We start from the raw sequence: 21,154 nt of genomic DNA on the forward strand, positions 1-21,154 counted from the left end.
GTCGGCCATGTGTTCTACCTCGGCACCAAATACAGCCAGGCCATGAATGCCACGTTTCTGGGTGAAAACGGCAAGCCGCAATTCATGGAGATGGGCTGCTACGGCATCGGCATCTCACGCCTGCCGGCAGCGGCGATTGAGCAAAATCACGATGAGCGCGGCATCATCTGGCCCGACGCCATTGCGCCGTTCACCGTGGTGATCTGCCCCATCGGCATGGGCCGCAGCGACGCCGTCAAGGTCACCGCCACCAAGCTTCACGACGACTTGCTGGCCGCAGGAGTTGACGTGCTGCTGGATGACCGCGACGAGCGGCCGGGCGCCATGTTTGCCGACTGGGAATTGATTGGCGTACCGCACCGCGTGGTGATTTCAGACCGTGGTCTGAAAGAAGGCCAGATTGAATACCAGCACCGCCGTGACGCGGCGGCCAGCAAGGTGGACGCTGATGGCGTGATGGCTTTTCTCCAGGGAAAACTGGCCCTGTGAGGACTGTGCGACCTGTTGACGACGCCTTATGACTGTGCCAGCGCCTGACTTGAAGCTTTCAACGGTCTCCAGCCAAATTTCAAGAAGAAAGTGCCTGCAGTCCATAGTGCTCGGGTGTGGCCCGCTATTATTTTCAGAGCAAGCGAGCGCTGGCGCGCAGATCGAGGAGCCACTCATGGACTCTGTGCGCACGGCGTTGAGTTCAGCCGTTGCCAACCGGGCGCCGCTGGTCCCCGAGTTCAAGGACACCGAAAGCTGGCTGGTTTACCTGCGCTGGCTGGGCACCATGAGCGATCGCCTGAAAAAGAAAAAACCGGAATGGCAGATCCGCAAGGAATTTCTGCAAACCGTCTGGTACGAAAGCAAGCGTGCCGGGCTGGACGTGACACTGGTGCTCGGCCTGATCCAGGTCGAGAGTAATTTCCGCAAGTTCGCTGTGAGCAACGTAGGGGCACGGGGCTACATGCAGGTCATGCCTTTCTGGACACGTGTGATTGGCGATGGTGACCCCAGCAAACTGTTTCACATGCAAACCAACCTGCGCTTTGGCTGCGTGATCCTGCGCCATTACCTGGACCGGGAACGAGGCGACCTGTTTATGGGACTGGGCCGCTACAACGGCTCGCGGGGCAAGGCGGCTTATCCCGACGCAGTGCTGGGCGCCAGCAAGCATTGGGAATTTGCCGGTTAGCTTGCTGTTTTAAGCGACAGCCAACTCAGGCGGCGGGATGGGTAGCCCCTGAAAATTCACGCTCTTGCGCAAACCAGTCCAGAACCGGGACCGTGCCCGGCAACACCGGCTGCACCCGGACCGGCAAGGACTGCCAGGAAAATGACTGGCCTTCATGCATCTGCAGCTCGCCCGTCCATTCAAACACCTTGCAAAAGTTGAGCCGGACCAGCGCGTGCGGATAGTCCACCATCTCGACCGTCCAGGGATGCACGGCACCGATGGTGATGCCGATTTCTTCCTTCAGTTCACGGCGCAACGCCTGTTCGACGTTTTCGCCGCGCTCCAGCTTGCCACCAGGAAACTCCCAGTACCCCTCATAGACCTTGCCGGGTGGCCTCGACGTCAGCAGAAAGCGGCCGTCAGCCTGAAGCAGTACCCCGACTGCCACTTCCACCACCTTGCGGTTCGCGCCGCCTTGGCGAGACCGACCGGCGTCGGCCATCAGAATCTTTGCCGTCATGGGGTGCCGGGCTGCTGGCCGGCATAATCACGCGCAAACTGGTAAGCCACACGACCGCTGCGCGAGCCACGTTCCAGTGCCCACACCAGCGATGCGGGTCGTGCAGCCTCGATAGCTGGCGGGGCAACGCCAAATGAAGAAAGCCACTGGGCCACGATGCTCAGGTACTCGTCCTGGCTGAAAGGGTAAAAACTCACCCATAAACCAAAGCGTTCGGACAACGATATTTTTTCCTCGACAACTTCACCGGGATGGACTTCCCCCTCTTCGGTGTGCGTGTAGGTGAGGTTCTCGGTCATGTATTCGGGCAGCAGGTGGCGCCGGTTGCTGGTGGCATAAATCAGCACGTTCGGGGTGGCGGCGGCGATCGAGCCATCCAGAATGGATTTGAGCGCCTTGTAGCCGGGCTCGCCCTCCTCGAAGCTGAGGTCGTCACAAAAGACGATGAACTTCTCGGGCAAGCCGGAGACCACATCGACGATGTCGGGCAGATCCGTCAGATCGGCCTTGTCCACTTCAATCAGTCGCAAGCCCCGGGCTGAATATTCATTCAGGCAGGCCTTGATCAGGGACGATTTGCCGGTGCCGCGCGAGCCCGTCAATAGAACATTGTTGGCCGGCTTGCCACTGACAAACTGCTCGGTGTTGCGCCGGATTTTTTCTTTTTGCTCGTCAATCTCCTTGAGATCGGCAAGATGCATGACGCCCAGATGCTTCACGGGCTCCAGCGAGCTGCGGCCAGAGCTGCGCTTGCGGTAACGGTAAGCGACGGACGCAGCCCAGTCAGGGGCCGACAACGGTTGCGGCAACACGGATTCAATGCGCGTCATCAGGGATTCAACCCGCGCCATCAGGCGTTCAAACTGCTCGTTCATGTTCAGCGACCTGGCCGTTTAACTGCGGTAATCTGCGTTGATCTTGACGTACTCGTAGGAGAGGTCACAGGTCCAGACCGTGTCGGCAGCCTGACCGCGGCCCAGCACCACACGCACGGTGATTTCGCTTTGCTTCATCACGCGCTGGCCGTCGGCTTCGATGTAGCCCAGGTACCGGCCGCCGTTTTTGGCCACCAGCACATCGTCAAGGTACAAATCTATGGTGGTCTGGTCCAGGTCGGCTATGCCCGCATAGCCGACAGCGGCCAGAATACGGCCCAGATTGGGGTCGCTGGCAAAAAACGCGGTCTTGACCAGGGGTGAATGGGCGATCGCGTAGGCCACCTTGCGGCATTCCTCGCCGGTTTTCCCGCCCTCGATCTGCACGGTGATGAACTTGGTGGCACCTTCGCCATCACGCACGATGGCCTGTGCCAGTTTTTTTGCGATTGCCAGCATGGCGGCGCGCAAAGCCTGGCCGTCCGGGCTGTCCAGCGAGGTCACCGGCGCGTGTTGAGCCTGGTTGCTTGCCACGACGACAAAGGAGTCGTTGGTGGAGGTGTCGCCGTCGACGGTGATACGGTTGAATGAGCCCTCGGCCAGTTCCCTGGCCAGCTGCGCCATGAGCGCCTGGGACACACAGGCGTCGGTCGCCACGAAGCCCAGCATGGTCGCCATGTTGGGTCGAATCATGCCGGCGCCCTTGGCTATGCCGGTGATGGTGATGACCCCGCCACCGAGTGTGATGCGGCTTGAAAATGCCTTGGCCACCGTGTCCGTGGTCATGATCGCCTCGGCGGCATGGGCCCAATTGTCTGCCCTGGCATCGGCCAGTGCAGCCGGAAGCGCGGCCACAATGCGCTCATGCGGCAAGGGCTCCATGATCACCCCGGTTGAAAACGGCAGGATCTGCTCGGGCGCGAGATGGAGTTCCCGGGCCAGCGCCATGCAGCAGGCCAGTGCGCGGTTCAGCCCCTCGTCGCCAGTGCCGGCGTTGGCGTTGCCGGTGTTGATCAGCATGGCACGAATTCCCGGAGTACCGGGATTTTTTTGGCCCAAATTTTTTGCCAGATGCGCACGGCAGATTTGCACGGGTGCGGCACAAAACCTGTTTTGCGTGAAGACGGCGCCTACAGAGGTCCCCTCGTCCAGCAGCAGCACGGCCAGGTCTTTGCGTTGGGCCTTGCGGATGCCTGCTTCCGCGATACCCCAGCGCACGCCGGGCACAGGGTAAAGGTCTGCGGCGGGCGTGGCGACCAGATTGACAGGCATGTTCTTGACTCCAGAAAAACCAGGGATGTTACGTCAACGCTCAGGCCAGGCGGGAGTTCAGTTCAGCGCGCCGTGGCAATTTTTGTATTTTTTCCCGGAACCACAGGGGCAAGGGTCGTTGCGGCCCACTCGCGGCACGGCGGCACCCAGTGTGGACTGGGCTCGCCTTTGCGACTCTTCATCCACCGTCGTTTCTATTTCACCGGTTTCGGTCGGCCCGGTGTAGGTGACGTTGGCGATTTTTTCGGCCCGGCTTTCCATTTCTTCAGCGGTCTGCTCCAACTGCTCGCCCGACTGGATGTTGACCGTCATCAGTATTTTGGTGACTTCGTTTTTAACGCTGTCGAGCAACTGGCCAAACAATTCAAAGGCTTCACGTTTGTATTCCTGCTTGGGCTGCTTTTGCGCATAACCCCGCAAATGAATGCCCTGACGCAGGTAATCAAGCGCGCTCAGGTGTTCGCGCCAGTGGCTGTCTATGCTTTGCAGCAGTACCACGCGTTCGAACTGGGTGAAATTTTCTTCCCCGATTTTTTCGACTTTGTCGGCAAATGCAACGTTGGCAGCAGCGAGGACCTTCTCGACCACGCCGTCGTCGGTGATGGCCGTGGCAAGCTCCAGTTCCTTGCGCAGAGGGAACTCTATCTGCCACTCGTCGCGCAGCACTTTTTCAAGCCCATCCACAGCCCATTGCTCTTCGACACTTTCAACCGGCACGTACTGCCGCGTCAAATCCGTGAAGCAGCCCTCACGCAGGGAGTCGATTTGCGCCTGCAGACTGCTGGCATCCATGATGTCGTTACGCTGCTGGTAAATCACCTTGCGCTGGTCGTTGGACACATCGTCGTATTCGAGCAGCTGCTTGCGGATGTCGAAGTTGCGGGCTTCCACCTTGCGCTGCGCCGATTCGATGCTGCGCGTGACGATACCGGCTTCGATCGCCTCGCCATCGGGCATTTTGAGCCGCTCCATGATGGCCTTGACGCGGTCTCCGGCAAAAATGCGCATCAAGGGATCGTCCAGGCTCAGGAAAAAGCGCGATGAGCCGGGGTCCCCCTGGCGGCCCGAACGGCCGCGCAACTGGTTGTCGATACGGCGTGACTCGTGGCGTTCGGTCGCGATGATGCGCAAGCCGCCTTGCTCCTTGACCTGCTCGTGCTCCTGCGCCCACTGGGCACGCAAGCGGGCTATTTCAGCTTCTTTTGCACCGGCATCCAGCGACTCATCTGCTTCAACGCCTTCAATCAGTTTTTCAACGTTGCCGCCCAGCACGATGTCGGTACCCCGACCTGCCATGTTGGTGGCAATGGTGATCATCTTCGGGCGCCCTGCCTGCGCCACGATGTCCGCTTCGCGTGCGTGCTGTTTGGCATTGAGCACCTGGTGCGGCAGTTTTTCCTTCTCCAGCAGCTGGGAAATGATTTCGGAGTTCTCGATTGAGCTCGTTCCGACCAGCACCGGCTGGCCGCGCTCATAGCACTCGCGAATGTCCTTGATGGCGGCTTCGTACTTCTCGCGCGTGGTTTTGTACACACGGTCCTGCTGGTCGTCGCGCCGGCTGACCCGGTTGGGTGGAATGACGATCGTTTCCAGCCCGTAGATTTCCTGGAATTCGTAGGCTTCGGTGTCGGCGGTGCCGGTCATGCCGGCCAGTTTTTTGTAGAGACGGAAATAGTTCTGGAAAGTAATCGAGGCCAGGGTCTGGTTTTCAGCCTGGATCTCCACGCCTTCCTTGGCTTCCACGGCCTGGTGCAGACCCTCGCTCCAGCGTCGGCCAGACATCAGGCGGCCGGTGAACTCGTCAACGATCACGATCTCACCCTCCTGCACGACGTAGTGCTGGTCACGGTGGTAGAGCAGATTGCCGCGCAGGGCCGCATACAAGTGGTGCATCAACGAAATGTTGACCGGATCGTAAAGCGAGGCCCCTTCCGCAATCAGGCCCTGATTGAACAGGATGCGTTCGGCATTCTCGTGGCCCTGCTCGGTCAAAAACACCTGGTGTGTCTTCTCGTCAATGGTGTAGTCGCCGGGTTTGGTCACGCCCTCACCGGTTCGCGGGTCGGCTTCACCCTCCTGTCGCGTCAGCAAGGGTACGACCTTGTTCATCGCGATATACATCTCGGTGTGGTCTTCGGCCTGGCCACTGATGATGAGCGGCGTGCGTGCCTCGTCGATCAGGATCGAGTCCACCTCATCCACGATGGCGTAGTTCAGGCCCCGCTGTACCCGGTCCGCCACTTCGTACACCATGTTGTCGCGCAGGTAATCAAAACCGTACTCGTTGTTGGTGCCGTAAGTGATGTCGGAGTGATAGGCCGCCTGCTTTTCCTCGCGCGACATGTTGGGCAAATTGATGCCGACCGTCATGCCCAGGAAGTTGTAGAGCTTGCCCATCCAGCGCGCATCGCGACTGGCAAGGTAATCATTGACCGTCACCACATGCACGCCCTTGCCGGTCAATGCATTCAGGTAGACCGGCAGTGTGGAGGTGAGGGTTTTACCTTCACCTGTGCCCATTTCCGAAATTTTGCCGTTGTGCAGTGACATGCCGCCCAGCATCTGCACATCAAAGTGACGCATCTTCATGACGCGCTTGCTGCCTTCCCGCACCACGGCAAAGGCTTCAGCAAGAATGGCATCCAGTTCCTCGCCTGCGGTCACCCGGTCCTTGAACTCCTGGGTTTTGGCGCGCAGCTGGTCATCATCGAGCTTCTCGTACTGGGTTTCCAGCGCATTGATGCTGTCTACAGTTTTGCGGTAGGTTTTGAGCAGCCTGTCGTTGCGGCTACCGAAAATTTTGGTCAGTATGTTGAAAGCCATAAATGCGAGGCCGCCTTACCTGCTCCCATGAGCTGGCAAGGCGGCCGAAATCCCTTATTGAATACGGAACTTAGGTGTGGGCGCTACCAGTTAGTTCAACTGTGCCTAAAGTTTTCATTTTAACTCGGCCTGAAGGCCAGGATCTGTTCACCCTAAAACGGCAGAGGCGTTGGGCGACCCTGCGGACGAAAGCGTGGAGGGTGCGCGACCCTAATTGGCGCGCGCTCGCTGCAGGGCTGGCGCGGGAAGCGGCGGAAGGGTCGCAGCGGCTACGACTGATTTGGGCAGTTTCCGTCCGGCGGTCAGGAATTTCTGCGGATCCTGGAAAACGCCTTGAACCAACACCTCGAAATGCAGGTGCGGACCGGTGGAGCGCCCTGTCGTGCCCACTTCGGCGATTTTCTGGCCGCGTTTGACAATGTCACCTTTCTTGACCAGCACCCGCGACGCATGTGCATAACGCGTGATCAGGTCATTGCCGTGATCCACTTCCACCATGTTGCCGTAGTCTGGATGGAATTCCTGCGTCACGACCATGCCGCCCGCAGCAGCGAGAATGGCGGTGCCGGGCTCTGCCGGAAAATCCAGCCCGGTGTGCAGGGCAGAGCGCCCGGTCAGCGGGTCAATGCGCCAGCCAAATGGCGAACCGAGATTGCCGCCAGCCACCGGTTCCTGGGTCGGCACCATCATTTTCTTGATCTTCTGGTCAAAGAGGCGCGACTCCATCACGGTCATCAAATCAACCCGCTGATCGGTCAACTTGTCCAAGTCGGCCAAGGTGGCCTGAAGCTCTTCCATGGTCAATGAGTGACTGCCCACCAGTGCTCCACCGCTGCCGGGCAAGGCCTTGATGTCGTTGGGATTGATGCCGGCCAGACCCGACACCCGTTGACCGAGCGTTTCCAGCTGCATCAGCTTGGCCTGCATTTCGCCGAGGCGCTTGGCCATCACGTCGAGGTTCTCGCGCAAAAAGCGGTCGCGCTGGTCAAACTCGTCCTTGACCACCAGCTTCACCAGGGAGCCAATCACCGGCCAGCCCTCACGGGCGCCCTTGAGAAACACCCAGTGGTAAAGGCCTGCAGCCACCAGCATGAGCGCCAATGCAGCAACGAAGCCCACCAAAACCAGTTTTGTACCGCTTAAATAGATGGCCCGGCTTTTCGCCAGCCAGGCATCCGTGATAATCAATTGCACTTGTCTACCTTTTTAAAAGCTTGCGCTCGCCCGGCCAGGCCCCGCTCACCGTGAATACAACCCGGCGCCTTCCTCAGGCGCTCACCATCCATCAGGCTGCCGAGAGCTCCCCGTCGCTGGCGCGGCTGACGGAGCTGGTCCAGGAGTCCAACGACAGGCTCAAGGCGATTGAGTCACTGCTGCCTGTTGGCCTGCGCCCTGCCGTCAAGGCCGGACCGATCGACAACGAAAGCTGGTGCCTGCTGGTGAGCAGCAACGCGGCAGCTGCGAAAATCCGGCAGCTGATTCCCCTCATCCAGGCCCGTCTGCTCGGCAAAGGCTGGAAGGTTACCTCAATCAGGCTGAAGATACTCATCGCCAAAAAGTAGTGTCTGGGCGCGGGTCCAGCGAAGACCTGACCCGCGCATATTTTCGGGGTTGCCTTGCTGTTGCTACTAAATTTGTAGCACTTTGCACTCATGCAATATGGATGGGCGAAGAATTCGGATGGAAATTCTGATAAATGGTGCCGCTTGTCGGAATCGAACTGACGACCTACCGCTTACAAGGCGGTTGCTCTACCAACTGAGCTAAAGCGGCACAAAGCTATTTTACTTGACCCGCTTGAGTGAGGGCCGCGTGCCTGGCGGCGGCTTGGGGGGTTCCGGGGAATCGGAGCCTTCCTGGGAGGCACTGGACGTGCGCTCAGGCACCAGCTGCATGATTTTGCCTTCAGGCGCATCCGTTGGAGCGGATGCAGAAGAAGCGCTGCTCGGCGCAGGGGCAGCCGGTGTGGCCGGGCTCGCATCGAGCCCGTCAGCAGAACCTTCTGAAGAAGTGGCCACGGGAGTCATCATGGGAAACGCCATGCCCTGCCCGTTTTCGCGGGCGTAGATGGCAATCACATGACTGATAGGAACCAGGATTTCCCGGGCACTGCCGGCAAAACGCGCCTTGAACTCGATGAACTCGTTGCCCAGCTGCAGCGAACTGGTCGCATCAAAACCGATATTGAGCACGATCTCGTTGTTCTTCACGTACTCACGCGGCACCTGCACGGTGTCATCCACCGACACGGCCACGTAGGGCGTGAAGCCGTTGTCGGTGCACCACTCATACAGGGCCCGTATCAGGTACGGGCGCGTTGACGTGACGTCCAGCGCGTTCATGAATTCAGCCAAGCTGCTTGATCCGGCAATTTAATGCAGCCATTACTTGCGCATGACCTTTTCGGAGGGCGTCAGCGCTTCAATGTAAGCGGGGCGCGAAAAAATGCGCTCAGCGTACTTGAGCAGCGGTGCGGCATTTTTCGACAGTTCGATGTCGTAGTAGTCCAGGCGCCAGAGCAGCGGTGCAATCGCCACGTCCAGCATGGAAAAGCTGTCGCCCAGCATGAACTTGTTTTTCAGGAAAATCGGCGCCAGCTGCGTCAGGCGGTCACGGATGTGCGCGCGGGCTTTTTCAAGTGCCTTCTCGTTGCCCTTGGAGGCCCGTGATTCCAGCATGCTGACGTGAACGAACAGCTCTTTTTCAAAGTTCAACAGGAACAGGCGAACACGCGCACGGTCGACCGGGTCACCGGGCATGAGCTGCGGGTGCGGGAAGCGCTCGTCAATGTACTCGTTGATGATGTTCGATTCGTACAGGATCAGGTCGCGCTCGACCAGAATCGGCACCTGTCCGTAGGGGTTCATCACATTGATGTCTTCCGGCTTGTTGTACAGGTCTACGTCACGGATTTCAAAATCCATGCCCTTTTCAAACAGTACAAAGCGGCAGCGGTGCGAGAAAGGGCAGGTTGTGCCTGAATATAGGACCATCATGATTCGGAACTCCTGAAGACAAAAGAGTGGCGGCTAAGAATCATAACTTGAGCCCTCCACTCCGAAGATGCCGATGCGCACCAGGGCGCACCCAGGGCACATGAATCGGCGAAAAATTTACTTGACGTCTTTCCAGAACGCCGCATTCAGGCGCCAGGTAACGAAGGTCAAGAAGAGAAGAAACATCAGCACCCAGACGCCGACGCGAACGCGGGTGTTCTGGGCCGGCTCACCCATCCACTGCAGGTAACCCACGAGGTCACCGATGGCCTGGTCGTATTGCAGCGGCGTCATGCTGCCGGGCGTGACCTGTTGCCAGTTCTTGAAGACGGACACCTTGTGGCCGTGCTCCTCCTGCTCGGAGTACACCGGCTTGCGCTCACCCTGCAGTTCCCACAGCACGTGCGGCATGGCCACATTGGGAAAAGTCAGGTTGTTCCAGCCCGTTGCCTTGGTCTCGTCGCGGTAAAAGGTGCGCAGGTAGGTGTAGAGGTAATCGGCACCCGATCCGCCAGCGCCGGAACGCGAACGTGCAATCACGGTCAGATCAGGTGGGTTGGCACCAAACCACGCTTTGGCCTGCTTCGGGTCGATAGCGGCCTTCATGGTTTCACCCACTTTGTCTGTGGTGAAAAGCAGGTTGTCCTTGATCTGCTGCTCGGTCAGGCCGATGTCTTTCAAGCGGTTGAAACGCATGTAGGCTGCCGAGTGGCAGTTCAGGCAGTAATTGACAAACAGCTTGGCGCCATTTTGCAGGGCGGCCAGATCGTTGGTCTTGCCGGGCGCTTTGTCCCAGGCAACGCCGCCGGTTGAGGCCTGCGCACCAGCCACCAGGCCGACCGCTATCATCAGGGCGAAGATCAGTTTTTTCATGGTTGTAGGTCTCCGGCTCAGTGGGCCGCAAAAATCACGCGATCGGGAACGCGCTTGAAAGTGCCCAGTCGGCTCCACCAGGGCATCAGCAGGAAGAAGCCGAAATAGAACAGGGTACCGAGCTGCGACACCCGCTCGCCAATTGCTGACGGTGGCTCCACGCCCAGATAGCCCAGCACCAGGAAGTTGATCACGAAAATACCGTACAGGTATTTGTTCCAGCTTGGACGGTAGCGGATGGATTTGACTTCGCTGTGGTCCAGCCAGGGCAGGAAGAACAGGATGACGACGGCACCGCCCATCACCACCACGCCCCAGAACTTGGCATCAATCAGCAGCATGGCGCCGACTACCACCACGGCAGCGCCCACGATGACCATCTTGAACAGGTTGGCAATTTTGGCCTTGACCACACCCAGCACCGCACCGGCCAGCACGCAGGCAATCAGCGCATACATCATCTCGCCGGTAATGGCGCGCAGCATGGAGTAGTAGGGGGTGAAATACCAGACCGGGGCAATGTGCAAAGGAGTTTGCAGCGGGTTGGCAGGAATGAAGTTGTTGTACTCGAGGAAGTAGCCGCCGAACTCGGGCGCGAAGAAAATAATCGCGCTGAACACCATCAGGAACACGCTCACGCCAAAAATGTCATGCACCGTGTAGTACGGGTGAAACGGAATGCCGTCCAGCGGATGACCGTTGGCATCGCGCGGCGCGTTCGGGCCCTTGATCTCCACGCCATCTGGGTTGTTGGAGCCGACTTCGTGCAACGCAATGATGTGCGCAGCCACCAGGCCCAGCAGCACCAGCGGCACGGCAATCACGTGGAATGAAAAGAAACGATTCAGCGTCGCATCACCCACCACATAGTCGCCACGGATCAGCAGCGCCAGATCGGGGCCGACGAAGGGAATGGCGGCAAACAGGTTCACGATCACCTGAGCGCCCCAGTAGCTCATCTGACCCCATGGCAACAGGTAGCCCATGAAAGCCTCGGCCATCAGGCACAGGAAAATCGCGCAGCCGAAAATCCAGATCAGCTCGCGCGGCTTGCGGTAGCTGCCGTAGAGCAGGCCACGGAACATGTGCAGATAGACCACGACAAAGAAGGCCGAGGCACCCGTCGAGTGCATGTAGCGGATCAGCCAGCCCCAGGGCACGTCGCGCATGATGTATTCGACCGAGCCAAACGCCAGTGCCGCGTCGGGCTTGTAGTGCATGGTCAGGAAAATGCCGGTGACGATCTGGATAACCAGCACCAGCATCGCCAGCGAGCCGAAGATGTACCAGAAGTTGAAGTTCTTGGGTGCGTAGTACTCGCTCATGTGCTCCTGGAAGAGCTTGCTGGCGGGAAAACGGTTATCAACCCAGTTCATCGCTTTGGCAGCGAAGGGGGCATCGGGAGAAATCTCTTTGAATTCAGCCATAACTGATCCTGGTTCGGTGGGGTTCTTTGGCAAGCGCTTGAGGCGGGGCTGTATTGACAGGAAAGGGTGTCAGGCGCTGTCTGCAAGGTCTTGTGAAGGAGTTTGTGCGCCTTCTTCAGGCCTTCTTGTCTTCACCAATCAGCAGTCTTGTGTCTGACAGGTAGACATGCGGAGGCACTTCCAGATTGTCAGGCGCGGGCTTGTTCTTGTAAACGCGGCCGGCCATGTCAAAGGTCGAGCCATGGCAGGGGCAAAGCCAGCCGCCGGGCCAATCGTCCGGCAGCGAAGGCTGCGCACCGGGCTGAAACTTGTCTGAAGGCGAACAGCCCAGGTGGGTGCAGATGCCCACCACCACCAGCGTATCGGGTTTGATGGAACGGTTTTCATTACGGGCGTATGCGGGCGTCAGTTCGGACTGTTTGCGCTCGGACTTCGGGTCGGCCAGCAAAGAATCGTTTTTGGGCAGCTCGGCCAGTTGCTCCGGGGTCCGCTTGACAATCCATACCGGCTTGCCGCGCCACTCTACCGTCATTTTTTCACCGGGTTTCAGCGCCGAAATATCAACTTCCACCGCTGCACCGGCAGCTTTGGCTTTTTCGGACGGCTGGATGGAACTGACAAAGGGCACGGCAACGGCAGCAATGCCAGCGCCGCCCACGGCACAGGTGGCCACGATCCAATTTCTTTTATCTTTATCTAAAGGGGCGCCGTGCGGCACACCGATTACGCTTGCTTCGGTCATGAGAGTCCTTCAAGAACTGGCTTGAAAAAAGGCTGAATGGAGGTCAACCCACCATTGTAGCGGAGCGCGAAGTCGTTTTTCAAGGCACTGGGCCGACGCAGGGCCTGATTCGGACCGCCCCGGCGCAACAGGCGCCGGCTTTTAAGGTAGCTCATGGGTTGTTTCAAGCACAGACTCTGCGCCGCTGACAGATTGACGCCCGGCCCGCATAATTGTTGGCCGAAGGTCGCAAGGCGCGACCGGCAAAAACCCGACCATAACAGGAGAACCTCATGGGAATGATGCAGGAATTCAAGGAGTTTGCGGTCAAGGGCAATGTGATTGATCTGGCCGTTGGGGTGATCATCGGTGCGGCATTCGGCAAGATCGTCGAGTCCGTGGTCGGCGATCTGATCATGCCGGTGATTGGCGCGGTGGTGGGCAAGCTGGACTTTTCCAACCTGTTCGTGGTGATGGGCAGCGTGCCGCCGGGCACCGCCACGACACTGGATGCGCTGAAAAAGGCCGGCGTTCCGGTGTTTGCCTATGGCAACTTCATCACGGTCGCGGTCAACTTTGCCATCCTGGCGTTCATCATTTTCCTGATGATCAAGCAGATCAACCGGCTCAAACGCAAGGAAGAAGCCGCACCTGCCGCACCGGCCGAAGACATCGTGCTGCTGCGCGAAATTCGCGACAGCCTTAAACCTAGAAACGGCAGTTGACCGCTTGATTGGTTTGTTAAACCCGCATGAAATCGAGTTTTTTCGCCTTCGATGACGTTCACCTTTTGGGTCAGAGCGCTACGCACCCGATGGCACTGCGCTTGCCGCGCCATCAAACCGGCTCCATGCAGCCGCCACAACCGCTATCAATTATATAGCTATATATACCCGTCTATATTGGGTAAAAGCCATTTTTTCCTTAAATTTTTAGCTGGCGCGCCAAGTGGATGGCGGCGAGCAGGCTGGAGGCATCGGCCTGGCCGGTGCCGGCAATGTCAAACGCCGTGCCATGGTCAGGGCTGGTGCGCACCAGCGGCAGGCCCAGCGTCACGTTGACGCCCTGCTCCACCCCCAGGTATTTGACCGGAATCAGCCCCTGGTCGTGGTACATCGCGACCACCACGTCAAACTCGCCAGGCTTGCCCGGGGCATTGCGCGCCCGCATGAAGACGGTGTCCGGGGCGAAGGGGCCGCTGACGTCCAGCCCTTCGGCCCGGGCGGCGGCGATGGCGGGGGCAATGATGGTCTGCTCTTCGCTGCCAAACAGCCCGCCCTCGCCGGCATGCGGGTTCAGGCCGGCCACCGCGATGCGGGGCGGCCGCCCCAGGCTGGCGCTCACGGCGCGGTGCGTGATGCGCAGGGTTTGCAGCACGTTGTCAAAGGTCACGGCCTCAATCGCTTGGCGCAGCGACATGTGGATGCTCACCAGAACGGTTTTCAGCTGGTCATTGGCCAGCATCATGCGCACCGGCACGTCGCTCACGGGCTTTCCCAGAAACGCGGCGGCTTCGGCCTGCAGCATCTCGGTGTGGCCCGGAAAGCCTGCAGCCCAGCCACCCGCGGCGGCCAGCGCCTCCTTGTGAATCGGCGCTGTCACCATGGCGGCGGCCTCGCCCGCAAGCACGGCACGGGCCGCCCAGACAATGCATTCGGCCGCAGCTCTACCAGCCAAATCGCTCACCAGCCCATACGGAACGGGCGCAGCCAGCTCGCATTTCTGTAGCACCGCTATGCAGTGCGGCGGCACGGACGCCGCTTCGGCCAGGGTGTAGAGTTGCGCCACCGGCAGGGCCAGCGGTGCCGCGGTCAGCGCAGCGGCGCGGCGCAGGGTGGCCACATCACCGACCACCACGCAGCCGCCCAGCTCGGCGGGCGAATCGCGAAACGCCTTGGCGATGATTTCCGGGCCGATGCCGGCCGGATCGCCCATGGTGATGAGCAGGGGCTTATTCATAGAGGTTGGTCATGCCGGGTTGTCAATATCGATGAACTGGTGGGCCAGGCCGAACTCTGCCGCCACCTGCGCCGCCACGGCAGGCGCGCCGTAGCGCTCTGACGCATGGTGCCCGCAGGCAATGAAGGCCACGCCCATCTCGCGCGCATAGTGCGCTTGCGGCTCGGAAATCTCGCCGGTAATGAAGGCGTCGGCGCCTGCTGCAATCGCCGCTTCAAAGTAGCCTTGCGCCCCGCCGCTGCACCATGCTATGTTTTTAATATCTGACTGCGCCCGTCCTGCCTGCACCAGATGAACAAAAGGCCGATTCAATACAGTTTTAACGTGCTCAGCCAGTTCGTCGGCGCTGGCAAAGCCGCCGCCATCGGCGCGCCCACCCAGAAAGCCCAGGTCCTGCTCGCCGAACCGCGCTGTGGCCTGGAGGCCGAGTTGCCCGCCCAGTTGCGCGTTATTGCCCCATTCCGGGTGCGCATCCAGCGGCAGGTGGTAGGCGAACAGGTTGATATCGTGGGCCAGCAGCAGCGCCAGGCGCTGCTTCAGCCAGCCGGTGACACAGCCGTCGTGGCCACGCCAGAACAGGCCGTGGTGCACAAAGATCGCGTCAGCCTGCTCGGCGATGGCCGCCTCGATCAACGCGCGGCTGGCCGTGACGCCGGAAACGATTTTGCCAATCTGCGCACGTCCCTCCACCTGCAGGCCGTTGGGGCCATAGTCCTTGAAGCGCGCGGGCTGCAACAAGGCATCAAAGGCGCGCAGCAGGTCTTGTCGGTGAGCTGATTGGGCAATTCTCATGCGCCAATTGTCTCAGCTTGAGGGACAATCGCAGCAGGCGTTTTTTGCGCTGGTTTGCAGTTTTTTCGACTTTTAGGCATTTTTATCCATGAAGCGCACCTGGCTCCTGTTTTCCCAGACCGTCACCATTCTGCTGGCGGCTTATTTCGTGGTGGCAACGCTCAAGCCGCAGTGGCTGGACAGAGGCGCCCCGATGGGCGGCGTTTCCGTGATCGAAGCCCCGGCCGGCAGCGTGCAGCGCGGCGCCAGCCCGATCGGCGGTTTCGCCGCGGCCGCAAAACAGGCCTCGGCGGCGGTGGTCAGCATCAACACCAGCAAGGCCGCTGCCCAAAACCCGAACGCCGATGACCCGTGGTTCAAGTTTTTCTTTGGCGACCAGGGCTCCGGTGAGCCGCAGGTCGGCCTGGGCAGTGGCGTCATCGTCAGTGCCTCCGGCTACATCCTGACCAACAACCACGTGGTGGAAGGCGCGGACGAGATTGAGGTGATCCTCAACGACACCCGCAAGGCCAAGGCCCAAGTCATAGGCACCGACCCCGACACCGATCTGGCCATTCTCAAGATCGACCTGGACAAGCTGCCCGTCATCGTGCTGGGCAACTCGGACGCGCTGCAGGTGGGCGAACCGGTGCTGGCCATCGGCAACCCGTTTGGCGTGGGCCAGACCGTGACCGGCGGCATCGTCAGTGCACTGGGGCGCAACCAGCTCGGCATCAACACCTTCGAGAATTTCATCCAGACCGATGCGGCCATCAACCCCGGCAACTCGGGCGGCGCGCTGGTCGATGTGAACGGCAACCTGATGGGCATCAACACCGCGATTTACTCGCGCTCGGGCGGCTCCATGGGCATCGGCTTTGCCATTCCCGTGTCCACCGCCAAACAGGTGCTGGAAGGCATTGTGAGAGACGGCCAGGTCACGCGCGGCTGGATTGGCGTGGAGCCGCAAGACCTGAACCCCGAGCTGGCCGCAACCTTCGGCCTGAAGCCCGATGCCACGAAAACGGGCGGGGTGATCATCATCGGGGTGCTGCAAAACGGCCCGGCCGCGCAGGCCGGCATCCAGCCCGGCGATGTGATCACCGCGGTCAATGGCAAGGCCGTCGGCAATGTAAACCAGCTGCTGACTGCCGTGGCAGCCCTCAAACCCGGCACGCCGGCACCGCTGACCGTGCTGCGCAAGGACAGCCAGACCGAGATTGCGGTGACGCCTGGCAAACGCCAGCGGCCCAAGCTGCAGCGCTGAAGCGGACTTCGGGCCTGGTGTTCAGGCCTTGCCAGTCCATGAATCAGCCGCTGGCTTGCCCTTGATTTGCTATTTATTTAATAGCTTCCTTGACCCGTATTCATTGGGCTAGAGGACGATTTTATGCTTGTTTTCCGGCAAAGGGATGACGCAGGCAAATCGGGATTTTCAGGCCAGTCAAGACTTGGCGACTTCTGTATCGCTGTCGGCCTCGGCCGCCTTGGTGCGCTTGAGGAACACCTGCGCCGCCACAATGCCTATTTCGTACAGCCCGCCCACCACCATGAGCAGCATGATCATCGAGCCCGCATCGGGCGGCGTGACCAGCGCGGTGCCAATGGCCGCAATCACCCAGAAATAACCGCGGTACTGGCGCAACTGGGCCACGCTGAGCACACCCATGCGAACCAGCAGGATCACCGCAATCGGCACCTCAAACGCCAGGCCGAAGGCCAGGAACATGCCGAGCACGAAGTTGAGGTATTCCTCGATATCCGGCGCGGCCGTGATCGACTTGGGTGCAAAGCTCTGGATGAACCTGAACACCTGGCCAAACACAAAGTAGTAGCAAAAAGCCACGCCAGCAAAGAACAGCAGCGTACTGGAAACCACCAGCGGCATGACCAGTTTTTTCTCGTGCGAATACAGGCCGGGTGCGACGAAGGCCCAGACCTGGTAGAGCACCACCGGCAGCGCAATCATGAAGGCGGCCATGAACATGATCTTGATGGGCACCACAAACGGCGAGACGACGTTGGTGGCGATCAGCGTGGCCCCCTTGGGCAGGGCAGCCACCAGCGGCGCGGCCATCAGGTCATACAGCGCGCCAGGGCCGGGAAATACCGCGAGTATGGCGGCAGCGATACCAATCGCAATCACCGCCTTGATCATCCGGTCGCGCAGCTCCACGAGGTGCTGCACAAAAGGCTGTTCGGTGCCCGCGAGTTCGTCGGGCTTGTCGGTGTGGGGGTCGCTCATGAGGGAAGTTTGCGCTGGAGGGGTTGCGCCGGAGTGCACGCGAACAAAGGTAGATCAGGGGGAAAGGTCAAGTAATGCGGCCCGGCTGCGGGCGAAAGCGGGCCACACGGGCAGCGCCAGACAGCGCCTTGGCACGCACACCCGAACGGGCCTTGTACCACTGCGGCGTAGCGCCCTGCTTGAGCCGCCACTTCTTTTTCGGATGCCTGTATTCGGGGAAAATTTCCAGGCCGGGCAACTCGCTGCCGGAGGCCGTGCCAGTGGTTTCGGCCCATGATTTCTCGAAATCACTGGCCTTGGTCTGGATCGAGCTTTCAACGTCACGAGCAGCCCCTTCGAACGTCTCTTTCATTTTTTTGAGCTCGTCGAGCTCCATCGACCGGCTGACCTCCTGCTTGACGTCGGCCACATAGCGTTGCGCCTTGCCCAGCAGGGTGCCCACGGTGCGGGCCACGCGCGGCAGCTTTTCCGGGCCGATCACGATCAGCGCCACGGCACCGATCAGCGCGATTTTGGCGATGCCGATGTCAATCATTGCAGGCGAGGCGTGGAAGTTTCAACACATGCGGCAGGGCATCCCTGATCAGGACTTTTGCCGGGCTTCGACGTCAATGGTGGTCTTGTCAGCCTTGTCAGCCGCTTGGGCATTGGTGACCTGCCCGGCGGGCTTGTCGTCAGCCGCAGCCTGGCCGCCCTCTTTCATGCCGTCCTTGAAGCCCTTGACAGCGCCACCGAGGTCGCTGCCCATGTTTTTGAGTTTTTTGGTGCCAAACACCATCACCACGATCAACAGCACGATCAACCAGTGCCAAATGGAAAGTCCACCCATGTTTTGCTCCTAATCTGTAATTGCAGGTTCTGCAAATTTGCCCATCATTCTATTGATTCTAAGTGTCCTGCCGGCCGGGCCGCCGAATACACCTAACAACTTGTAAATTAGATTAGTGTCTTTGCCAGCCCAAGGGTTCCCCGAAGCTTCCAAAAATCCCGTCAGCCTTTTAGCCAGGGCCTGGGGCCGCCCATGACATGAATATGCAGGTGATGCACATCCTGCCCGCCTTCGGCACCGGTATTGCTCACTATGCGGAAACCGCCTTCAGGGTAGGGCCTGCAGCCCTGCTCCAGCGCCAGTTTGGGCGCCAGTACCATCATGCGCCCCAGCAGCGCCGCATGCTCTGGCCCCACCTGCGCCATCGACAGGATATGCGTCTTGGGAATGATCAGAAAATGCACCGGTGCCCAGGGCTTGATGTCGTGAAACGCGAACAATTCGTCGTCCTCGTACACCTTGCGGCTGGGAATGGTGCCTGCGGCAATTTTGCAGAAAATGCAGTGGTCAGAAGGGCTCATGCGCTCGGTTCGGATAGGGTTATTCAGGAGAGCCGGTTGCCGTTAAAGCGCATCCAGCCCCGGATGCAGCGGTACAGGTACCAGAGCCAGACGATGCCGTAGGCGATCGCGCCCGGCAGCACCAACAGCAGCCACAAGGGCGACAGCAACACCAGCCACAGCAGCGTCCACCAGAAGGTAGCGATCATGTAATTGTGGTGGTCAAGGTACAACACATCCGTCTCGTCGGCACGCCTGATGTAGTTGATGATGAGCGCGATCACCGCAAAAACGCCGCCGCTGAACCAGGCCAGCGTGTGCAGGCCATACAGCACCTGCATGACAGTGCGGTCGTTGGAGGTTTTGCTTTCAAATTCGGCCACATCGGTCTCCATGGTTCAGGGCTTTTCGGCCATCTCGCGGTGCTCTGCCTTGCGCAGCGCCTTTTCTTCAATGCCGCTGGTGCCCTCGCGGCGCTCCAGTTCGACCATCACGTCGGCGGGCTTGAGGCCGTAGTGGACCAGTGCAATCAGGCTGTGAAACCACAGGTCAGCGACCTCACCGACCAGCCTGGCTTTCAACTCGGCTTTGATCTCGACACTATCGCCGCTGTAGTCCAGGTCCTTGGCGGCCATCACGGTCTCGGTGGCTTCTTCGCCGATTTTTTTCAGGAAGGCGTCGGGGCCCTTGTGCAACAGCCGCGCCACATAGCTTTTGTCGGGGTCGCCGCCATGAGCCGGCTTGCGGCTTTCAATGATTTGCGCCAGGCGCTGGAGAGTGTCGTTGGAGGACATATGGGGTTCAGTGCAGACTATTTGTAGATGCTGGCGGGGTCTTTCAAGACCGGCTCGGTGACGACCCACTGGCCGTCTTTGTAAAGATGGAAAAAACAGCTGTGGCGACCGGTGTGACAGGCGATCCCCGGTTCATGCCCGAGTTGCGTCACCTTGAGCAGAATCACGTCGTTGTCACAGTCGAGCCGGATTTCGTGCACGGCCTGCAGGTGGCCGGACTCTTCGCCCTTGTGCCACAGGCGCCCGCGCGAGCGGCTGAAGTACACGGCCTGGCCCAGCTCGGCGGTCTTTTGCAGCGCCTCGCGGTTCATCCAGGCAAACATCAGCACATCGCCGCTGGAAGCTTCCTGCGCAATCACCGGGATCAAGCCCTTGTCGTCCCAACGGACGTCGTCTAACCAATTCATGGATGCATTGTCTGCGATTGTTTTGCGCTTAGGCCCGGGCTGGTTTGGGAGGCATCAAAATCACTATGAAATTAATAGCTGCCTGGGCCCGTCCATCAAGGGCTAGAGGCTAAAAAAGATTGACATCTAGAGACGAACCGGGATGCCGCGCGAGGCCATATACTGCTTCGCCTGCTGCACCGTGTACTCGCCGTAGTGAAAAATGCTGGCAGCCAGCACCGCATCGGCGCCGCCTATCTGTATGCCGTCGGCCAGATGATCGAGGTTGCCGACGCCGCCGGACGCGATCACCGGCACGCTGACCGCGTCGCTCACCGCGCGGGTCAGCGCCAGGTCAAAGCCCGACTTGGTGCCGTCGCGGTCCATGCTGGTCAGCAGTATCTCGCCCGCGCCGCGCCGCGCCATCTCGGTGGCCCAGGCCACGGCATCCAGGCCGGTGTTTTTGCGGCCGCCGTGGCTGTAGACATCCCAGCCCGCACCGCGCGTCCTGGCGTCTTCTTCGCTGCGGCGCTTGGCGTCAATCGCCACCACGATGCACTGCGCGCCGTATTTGCTGGAGGCGTCTTCAATCACCTGCGGGTTGGCCAGCGCGGCCGAGTTGAAACTGGTTTTGTCGGCCCCGGCATTGAGCAGGCGGCGCACGTCGTCGACGGTGCGTACACCGCCGCCCACCGTCAGGGGGATAAACACCTGCGAGGCCACGGCTTCGATGATGTGCAGAATCAGGTCACGGCCGTCGCTGGTGGCGGTGATGTCCAGAAAAGTCAGCTCGTCAGCGCCCTGGTCGTTGTAGCGCGCGGCAATTTCGACCGGGTCACCGGCGTCGCGCAGCTCGACAAAATTGACGCCCTTGACGACGCGGCCACCGGTCACATCAAGGCAGGGGATGATGCGTTTAGCGAGCATAGGAGTTAAGCGCAATACACGAAGCGACAAGCTTGGGGTCCATAGTGCGCAGCGCAGGGCCGCCCCAAGCAAGC

General features: G+C 60.0%; 25 protein-coding genes and 1 tRNA gene. 5 read left to right on the forward strand and 21 right to left on the reverse strand.

Annotation, left to right across the window (positions count from 1 at the left end):
• The coding region (locus tag B3F77_RS17540) for a His/Gly/Thr/Pro-type tRNA ligase C-terminal domain-containing protein (protein ID WP_293606197.1) at positions 1 to 489 on the forward strand (489 nt) is incomplete at its 5' end.
• A gap of 28 nt (positions 490 to 517) precedes the next feature.
• Positions 518 to 1,180 carry a lytic transglycosylase domain-containing protein gene (locus B3F77_RS17545; RefSeq protein WP_293606198.1) on the forward strand — a complete coding sequence of 221 codons (663 nt, stop codon included), beginning with the start codon at positions 518 to 520 and terminating at the stop codon, positions 1,178 to 1,180.
• Between the two features lie 25 nt (positions 1,181 to 1,205).
• Here B3F77_RS17545 and B3F77_RS17550 read toward each other — a convergent pair whose 3' ends face one another.
• From B3F77_RS17550 to B3F77_RS17570, 5 genes are all read right to left on the reverse strand, one after another.
• Complete coding sequence (locus tag B3F77_RS17550) at positions 1,206 to 1,682, reverse strand: NUDIX domain-containing protein (protein ID WP_293606199.1); 477 nt, start codon at positions 1,680 to 1,682, stop codon at positions 1,206 to 1,208.
• Positions 1,679 to 2,557, reverse strand: coding sequence for an ATP-binding protein (locus B3F77_RS17555; protein ID WP_293606200.1), 879 nt, complete (start codon positions 2,555 to 2,557; stop codon positions 1,679 to 1,681). Before B3F77_RS17555 ends, B3F77_RS17550 begins: the two co-directional genes overlap by 4 nt.
• A gap of 18 nt (positions 2,558 to 2,575) precedes the next feature.
• The gene (gene argJ / locus B3F77_RS17560; protein WP_293606201.1) at positions 2,576 to 3,829 is read right to left on the reverse strand and encodes a bifunctional glutamate N-acetyltransferase/amino-acid acetyltransferase ArgJ; all 1,254 of its coding nucleotides are present in this window, start codon (positions 3,827 to 3,829) and stop codon (positions 2,576 to 2,578) included.
• Positions 3,830 to 3,886: 57 nt separating this feature from the next.
• Positions 3,887 to 6,652, reverse strand: a complete 2,766-nt coding sequence (secA, locus tag B3F77_RS17565) for a preprotein translocase subunit SecA (RefSeq protein ID WP_293606202.1) — start codon at positions 6,650 to 6,652, stop codon at positions 3,887 to 3,889.
• A 210-nt stretch (positions 6,653 to 6,862) separates the two neighbouring features.
• Positions 6,863 to 7,846 (reverse strand): M23 family metallopeptidase, encoded by a 984-nt coding sequence (locus B3F77_RS17570; protein WP_293606203.1) that lies wholly within the window; start codon positions 7,844 to 7,846, stop codon positions 6,863 to 6,865.
• Between the two features lie 50 nt (positions 7,847 to 7,896).
• Here B3F77_RS17570 and B3F77_RS17575 point away from each other — a divergent pair, with 50 nt between their 5' ends.
• The gene (locus B3F77_RS17575) at positions 7,897 to 8,214 is read left to right on the forward strand and encodes a hypothetical protein (protein WP_293606204.1); all 318 of its coding nucleotides are present in this window, start codon (positions 7,897 to 7,899) and stop codon (positions 8,212 to 8,214) included.
• Between the two features lie 135 nt (positions 8,215 to 8,349).
• Here the strand turns inward: B3F77_RS17575 and B3F77_RS17580 are convergent.
• The 6 genes from B3F77_RS17580 to petA form a co-directional block, all read right to left on the reverse strand.
• Positions 8,350 to 8,425: transfer RNA gene (locus B3F77_RS17580), tRNA-Thr, on the reverse strand.
• Between the two features lie 11 nt (positions 8,426 to 8,436).
• Positions 8,437 to 8,994 carry a ClpXP protease specificity-enhancing factor gene (locus B3F77_RS17585; RefSeq protein ID WP_293606205.1) on the reverse strand — a complete coding sequence of 186 codons (558 nt, stop codon included), beginning with the start codon at positions 8,992 to 8,994 and terminating at the stop codon, positions 8,437 to 8,439.
• A 42-nt stretch (positions 8,995 to 9,036) separates the two neighbouring features.
• Entirely contained in the window at positions 9,037 to 9,648 is a 612-nt protein-coding gene (locus B3F77_RS17590; RefSeq protein ID WP_293606206.1) for a glutathione S-transferase N-terminal domain-containing protein, read from the reverse strand.
• Between the two features lie 117 nt (positions 9,649 to 9,765).
• Entirely contained in the window at positions 9,766 to 10,521 is a 756-nt protein-coding gene (locus B3F77_RS17595) for a cytochrome c1 (protein ID WP_293606207.1), read from the reverse strand.
• 17 nt (positions 10,522 to 10,538) lie between these two features.
• On the reverse strand, positions 10,539 to 11,948 hold the full coding sequence (locus B3F77_RS17600; RefSeq protein WP_293606208.1) for a cytochrome b: 1,410 nt from the start codon (positions 11,946 to 11,948) through the stop codon (positions 10,539 to 10,541).
• A gap of 115 nt (positions 11,949 to 12,063) precedes the next feature.
• Positions 12,064 to 12,690, reverse strand: a complete 627-nt coding sequence (petA, locus tag B3F77_RS17605; protein ID WP_293606209.1) for a ubiquinol-cytochrome c reductase iron-sulfur subunit — start codon at positions 12,688 to 12,690, stop codon at positions 12,064 to 12,066.
• Between the two features lie 272 nt (positions 12,691 to 12,962).
• Between petA and mscL the strand changes: the two genes are divergently transcribed.
• On the forward strand, positions 12,963 to 13,394 hold the full coding sequence (gene mscL / locus B3F77_RS17610; RefSeq protein ID WP_293606210.1) for a large conductance mechanosensitive channel protein MscL: 432 nt from the start codon (positions 12,963 to 12,965) through the stop codon (positions 13,392 to 13,394).
• 199 nt (positions 13,395 to 13,593) lie between these two features.
• On the opposite strand, the gene pdxA is transcribed toward mscL, so the two are convergent.
• Both pdxA and B3F77_RS17620 read right to left on the reverse strand, forming a co-directional pair.
• Positions 13,594 to 14,628: a 4-hydroxythreonine-4-phosphate dehydrogenase PdxA gene (pdxA, locus tag B3F77_RS17615; protein WP_293606211.1), complete on the reverse strand. Its 1,035-nt coding sequence runs from the start codon at positions 14,626 to 14,628 to the stop codon at positions 13,594 to 13,596.
• 9 nt (positions 14,629 to 14,637) lie between these two features.
• Positions 14,638 to 15,420, reverse strand: coding sequence for a Nif3-like dinuclear metal center hexameric protein (locus B3F77_RS17620; protein ID WP_293606212.1), 783 nt, complete (start codon positions 15,418 to 15,420; stop codon positions 14,638 to 14,640).
• Between the two features lie 88 nt (positions 15,421 to 15,508).
• On the opposite strand from B3F77_RS17620, the gene B3F77_RS17625 reads away from it, so the two are divergent.
• Positions 15,509 to 16,666, forward strand: a complete 1,158-nt coding sequence (locus tag B3F77_RS17625) for a S1C family serine protease (RefSeq protein WP_293606213.1) — start codon at positions 15,509 to 15,511, stop codon at positions 16,664 to 16,666.
• 177 nt (positions 16,667 to 16,843) lie between these two features.
• Here B3F77_RS17625 and tatC read toward each other — a convergent pair whose 3' ends face one another.
• The 8 genes from tatC to hisF form a co-directional block, all read right to left on the reverse strand.
• Positions 16,844 to 17,644: a twin-arginine translocase subunit TatC gene (tatC, locus tag B3F77_RS17630; protein ID WP_293606214.1), complete on the reverse strand. Its 801-nt coding sequence runs from the start codon at positions 17,642 to 17,644 to the stop codon at positions 16,844 to 16,846.
• Between the two features lie 67 nt (positions 17,645 to 17,711).
• Positions 17,712 to 18,179 (reverse strand): Sec-independent protein translocase protein TatB, encoded by a 468-nt coding sequence (gene tatB / locus B3F77_RS17635; protein WP_293606215.1) that lies wholly within the window; start codon positions 18,177 to 18,179, stop codon positions 17,712 to 17,714.
• A gap of 48 nt (positions 18,180 to 18,227) precedes the next feature.
• The gene (tatA, locus tag B3F77_RS17640; RefSeq protein WP_293606216.1) at positions 18,228 to 18,473 is read right to left on the reverse strand and encodes a Sec-independent protein translocase subunit TatA; all 246 of its coding nucleotides are present in this window, start codon (positions 18,471 to 18,473) and stop codon (positions 18,228 to 18,230) included.
• 161 nt (positions 18,474 to 18,634) lie between these two features.
• Positions 18,635 to 18,994: a histidine triad nucleotide-binding protein gene (locus B3F77_RS17645; RefSeq protein WP_293606217.1), complete on the reverse strand. Its 360-nt coding sequence runs from the start codon at positions 18,992 to 18,994 to the stop codon at positions 18,635 to 18,637.
• Positions 18,995 to 19,017: 23 nt separating this feature from the next.
• Entirely contained in the window at positions 19,018 to 19,356 is a 339-nt protein-coding gene (locus B3F77_RS17650) for a DUF4870 family protein (RefSeq protein ID WP_293606218.1), read from the reverse strand.
• A gap of 15 nt (positions 19,357 to 19,371) precedes the next feature.
• A complete protein-coding gene (locus tag B3F77_RS17655; protein WP_293606219.1) occupies positions 19,372 to 19,767 on the reverse strand; it encodes a phosphoribosyl-ATP diphosphatase in 396 nt (131 codons plus the stop codon).
• A gap of 17 nt (positions 19,768 to 19,784) precedes the next feature.
• Positions 19,785 to 20,174 carry a phosphoribosyl-AMP cyclohydrolase gene (gene hisI, locus B3F77_RS17660; protein WP_293606220.1) on the reverse strand — a complete coding sequence of 130 codons (390 nt, stop codon included), beginning with the start codon at positions 20,172 to 20,174 and terminating at the stop codon, positions 19,785 to 19,787.
• Between the two features lie 126 nt (positions 20,175 to 20,300).
• A complete protein-coding gene (hisF, locus tag B3F77_RS17665; protein WP_293606221.1) occupies positions 20,301 to 21,080 on the reverse strand; it encodes an imidazole glycerol phosphate synthase subunit HisF in 780 nt (259 codons plus the stop codon).
• Positions 21,081 to 21,154 lie beyond the last annotated feature (74 nt).

The organism is Polaromonas sp. UBA4122, assembly GCA_002381615.1.
In the GTDB taxonomy this organism is placed as follows: Bacteria; Pseudomonadota; Gammaproteobacteria; order Burkholderiales; family Burkholderiaceae_C; genus Polaromonas.

Excerpts from the sequence above, each read along its gene's own strand:
- B3F77_RS17545 (WP_293606198.1), top strand. The coding sequence starts at position 518 with ATGACTGTGCCAGCGCCTGACTTGAAGCTTTCAACGGTCTCCAGCCAA.
- B3F77_RS17550 (WP_293606199.1), bottom strand. The coding sequence starts at position 1,682 with ATGACGGCAAAGATTCTGATGGCCGACGCCGGTCGGTCTCGCCAAGGC.
- B3F77_RS17555 (WP_293606200.1), bottom strand. The coding sequence starts at position 2,557 with ATGAACGAGCAGTTTGAACGCCTGATGGCGCGGGTTGAATCCCTGATG.
- argJ (WP_293606201.1), bottom strand. The coding sequence starts at position 3,829 with ATGCCTGTCAATCTGGTCGCCACGCCCGCCGCAGACCTTTACCCTGTG.
- secA (WP_293606202.1), bottom strand. The coding sequence starts at position 6,652 with ATGGCTTTCAACATACTGACCAAAATTTTCGGTAGCCGCAACGACAGG.
- B3F77_RS17585 (WP_293606205.1), bottom strand. The coding sequence starts at position 8,994 with ATGAACGCGCTGGACGTCACGTCAACGCGCCCGTACCTGATACGGGCC.
- B3F77_RS17590 (WP_293606206.1), bottom strand. The coding sequence starts at position 9,648 with ATGATGGTCCTATATTCAGGCACAACCTGCCCTTTCTCGCACCGCTGC.
- B3F77_RS17595 (WP_293606207.1), bottom strand. The coding sequence starts at position 10,521 with ATGAAAAAACTGATCTTCGCCCTGATGATAGCGGTCGGCCTGGTGGCT.
- B3F77_RS17600 (WP_293606208.1), bottom strand. The coding sequence starts at position 11,948 with ATGGCTGAATTCAAAGAGATTTCTCCCGATGCCCCCTTCGCTGCCAAA.
- petA (WP_293606209.1), bottom strand. The coding sequence starts at position 12,690 with ATGACCGAAGCAAGCGTAATCGGTGTGCCGCACGGCGCCCCTTTAGAT.
- mscL (WP_293606210.1), top strand. The coding sequence starts at position 12,963 with ATGGGAATGATGCAGGAATTCAAGGAGTTTGCGGTCAAGGGCAATGTG.
- pdxA (WP_293606211.1), bottom strand. The coding sequence starts at position 14,628 with ATGAATAAGCCCCTGCTCATCACCATGGGCGATCCGGCCGGCATCGGC.
- B3F77_RS17620 (WP_293606212.1), bottom strand. The coding sequence starts at position 15,420 with ATGAGAATTGCCCAATCAGCTCACCGACAAGACCTGCTGCGCGCCTTT.
- B3F77_RS17625 (WP_293606213.1), top strand. The coding sequence starts at position 15,509 with ATGAAGCGCACCTGGCTCCTGTTTTCCCAGACCGTCACCATTCTGCTG.
- tatC (WP_293606214.1), bottom strand. The coding sequence starts at position 17,644 with ATGAGCGACCCCCACACCGACAAGCCCGACGAACTCGCGGGCACCGAA.
- tatB (WP_293606215.1), bottom strand. The coding sequence starts at position 18,179 with ATGATTGACATCGGCATCGCCAAAATCGCGCTGATCGGTGCCGTGGCG.
- tatA (WP_293606216.1), bottom strand. The coding sequence starts at position 18,473 with ATGGGTGGACTTTCCATTTGGCACTGGTTGATCGTGCTGTTGATCGTG.
- B3F77_RS17645 (WP_293606217.1), bottom strand. The coding sequence starts at position 18,994 with ATGAGCCCTTCTGACCACTGCATTTTCTGCAAAATTGCCGCAGGCACC.
- B3F77_RS17655 (WP_293606219.1), bottom strand. The coding sequence starts at position 19,767 with ATGTCCTCCAACGACACTCTCCAGCGCCTGGCGCAAATCATTGAAAGC.
- hisI (WP_293606220.1), bottom strand. The coding sequence starts at position 20,174 with ATGAATTGGTTAGACGACGTCCGTTGGGACGACAAGGGCTTGATCCCG.
- hisF (WP_293606221.1), bottom strand. The coding sequence starts at position 21,080 with ATGCTCGCTAAACGCATCATCCCCTGCCTTGATGTGACCGGTGGCCGC.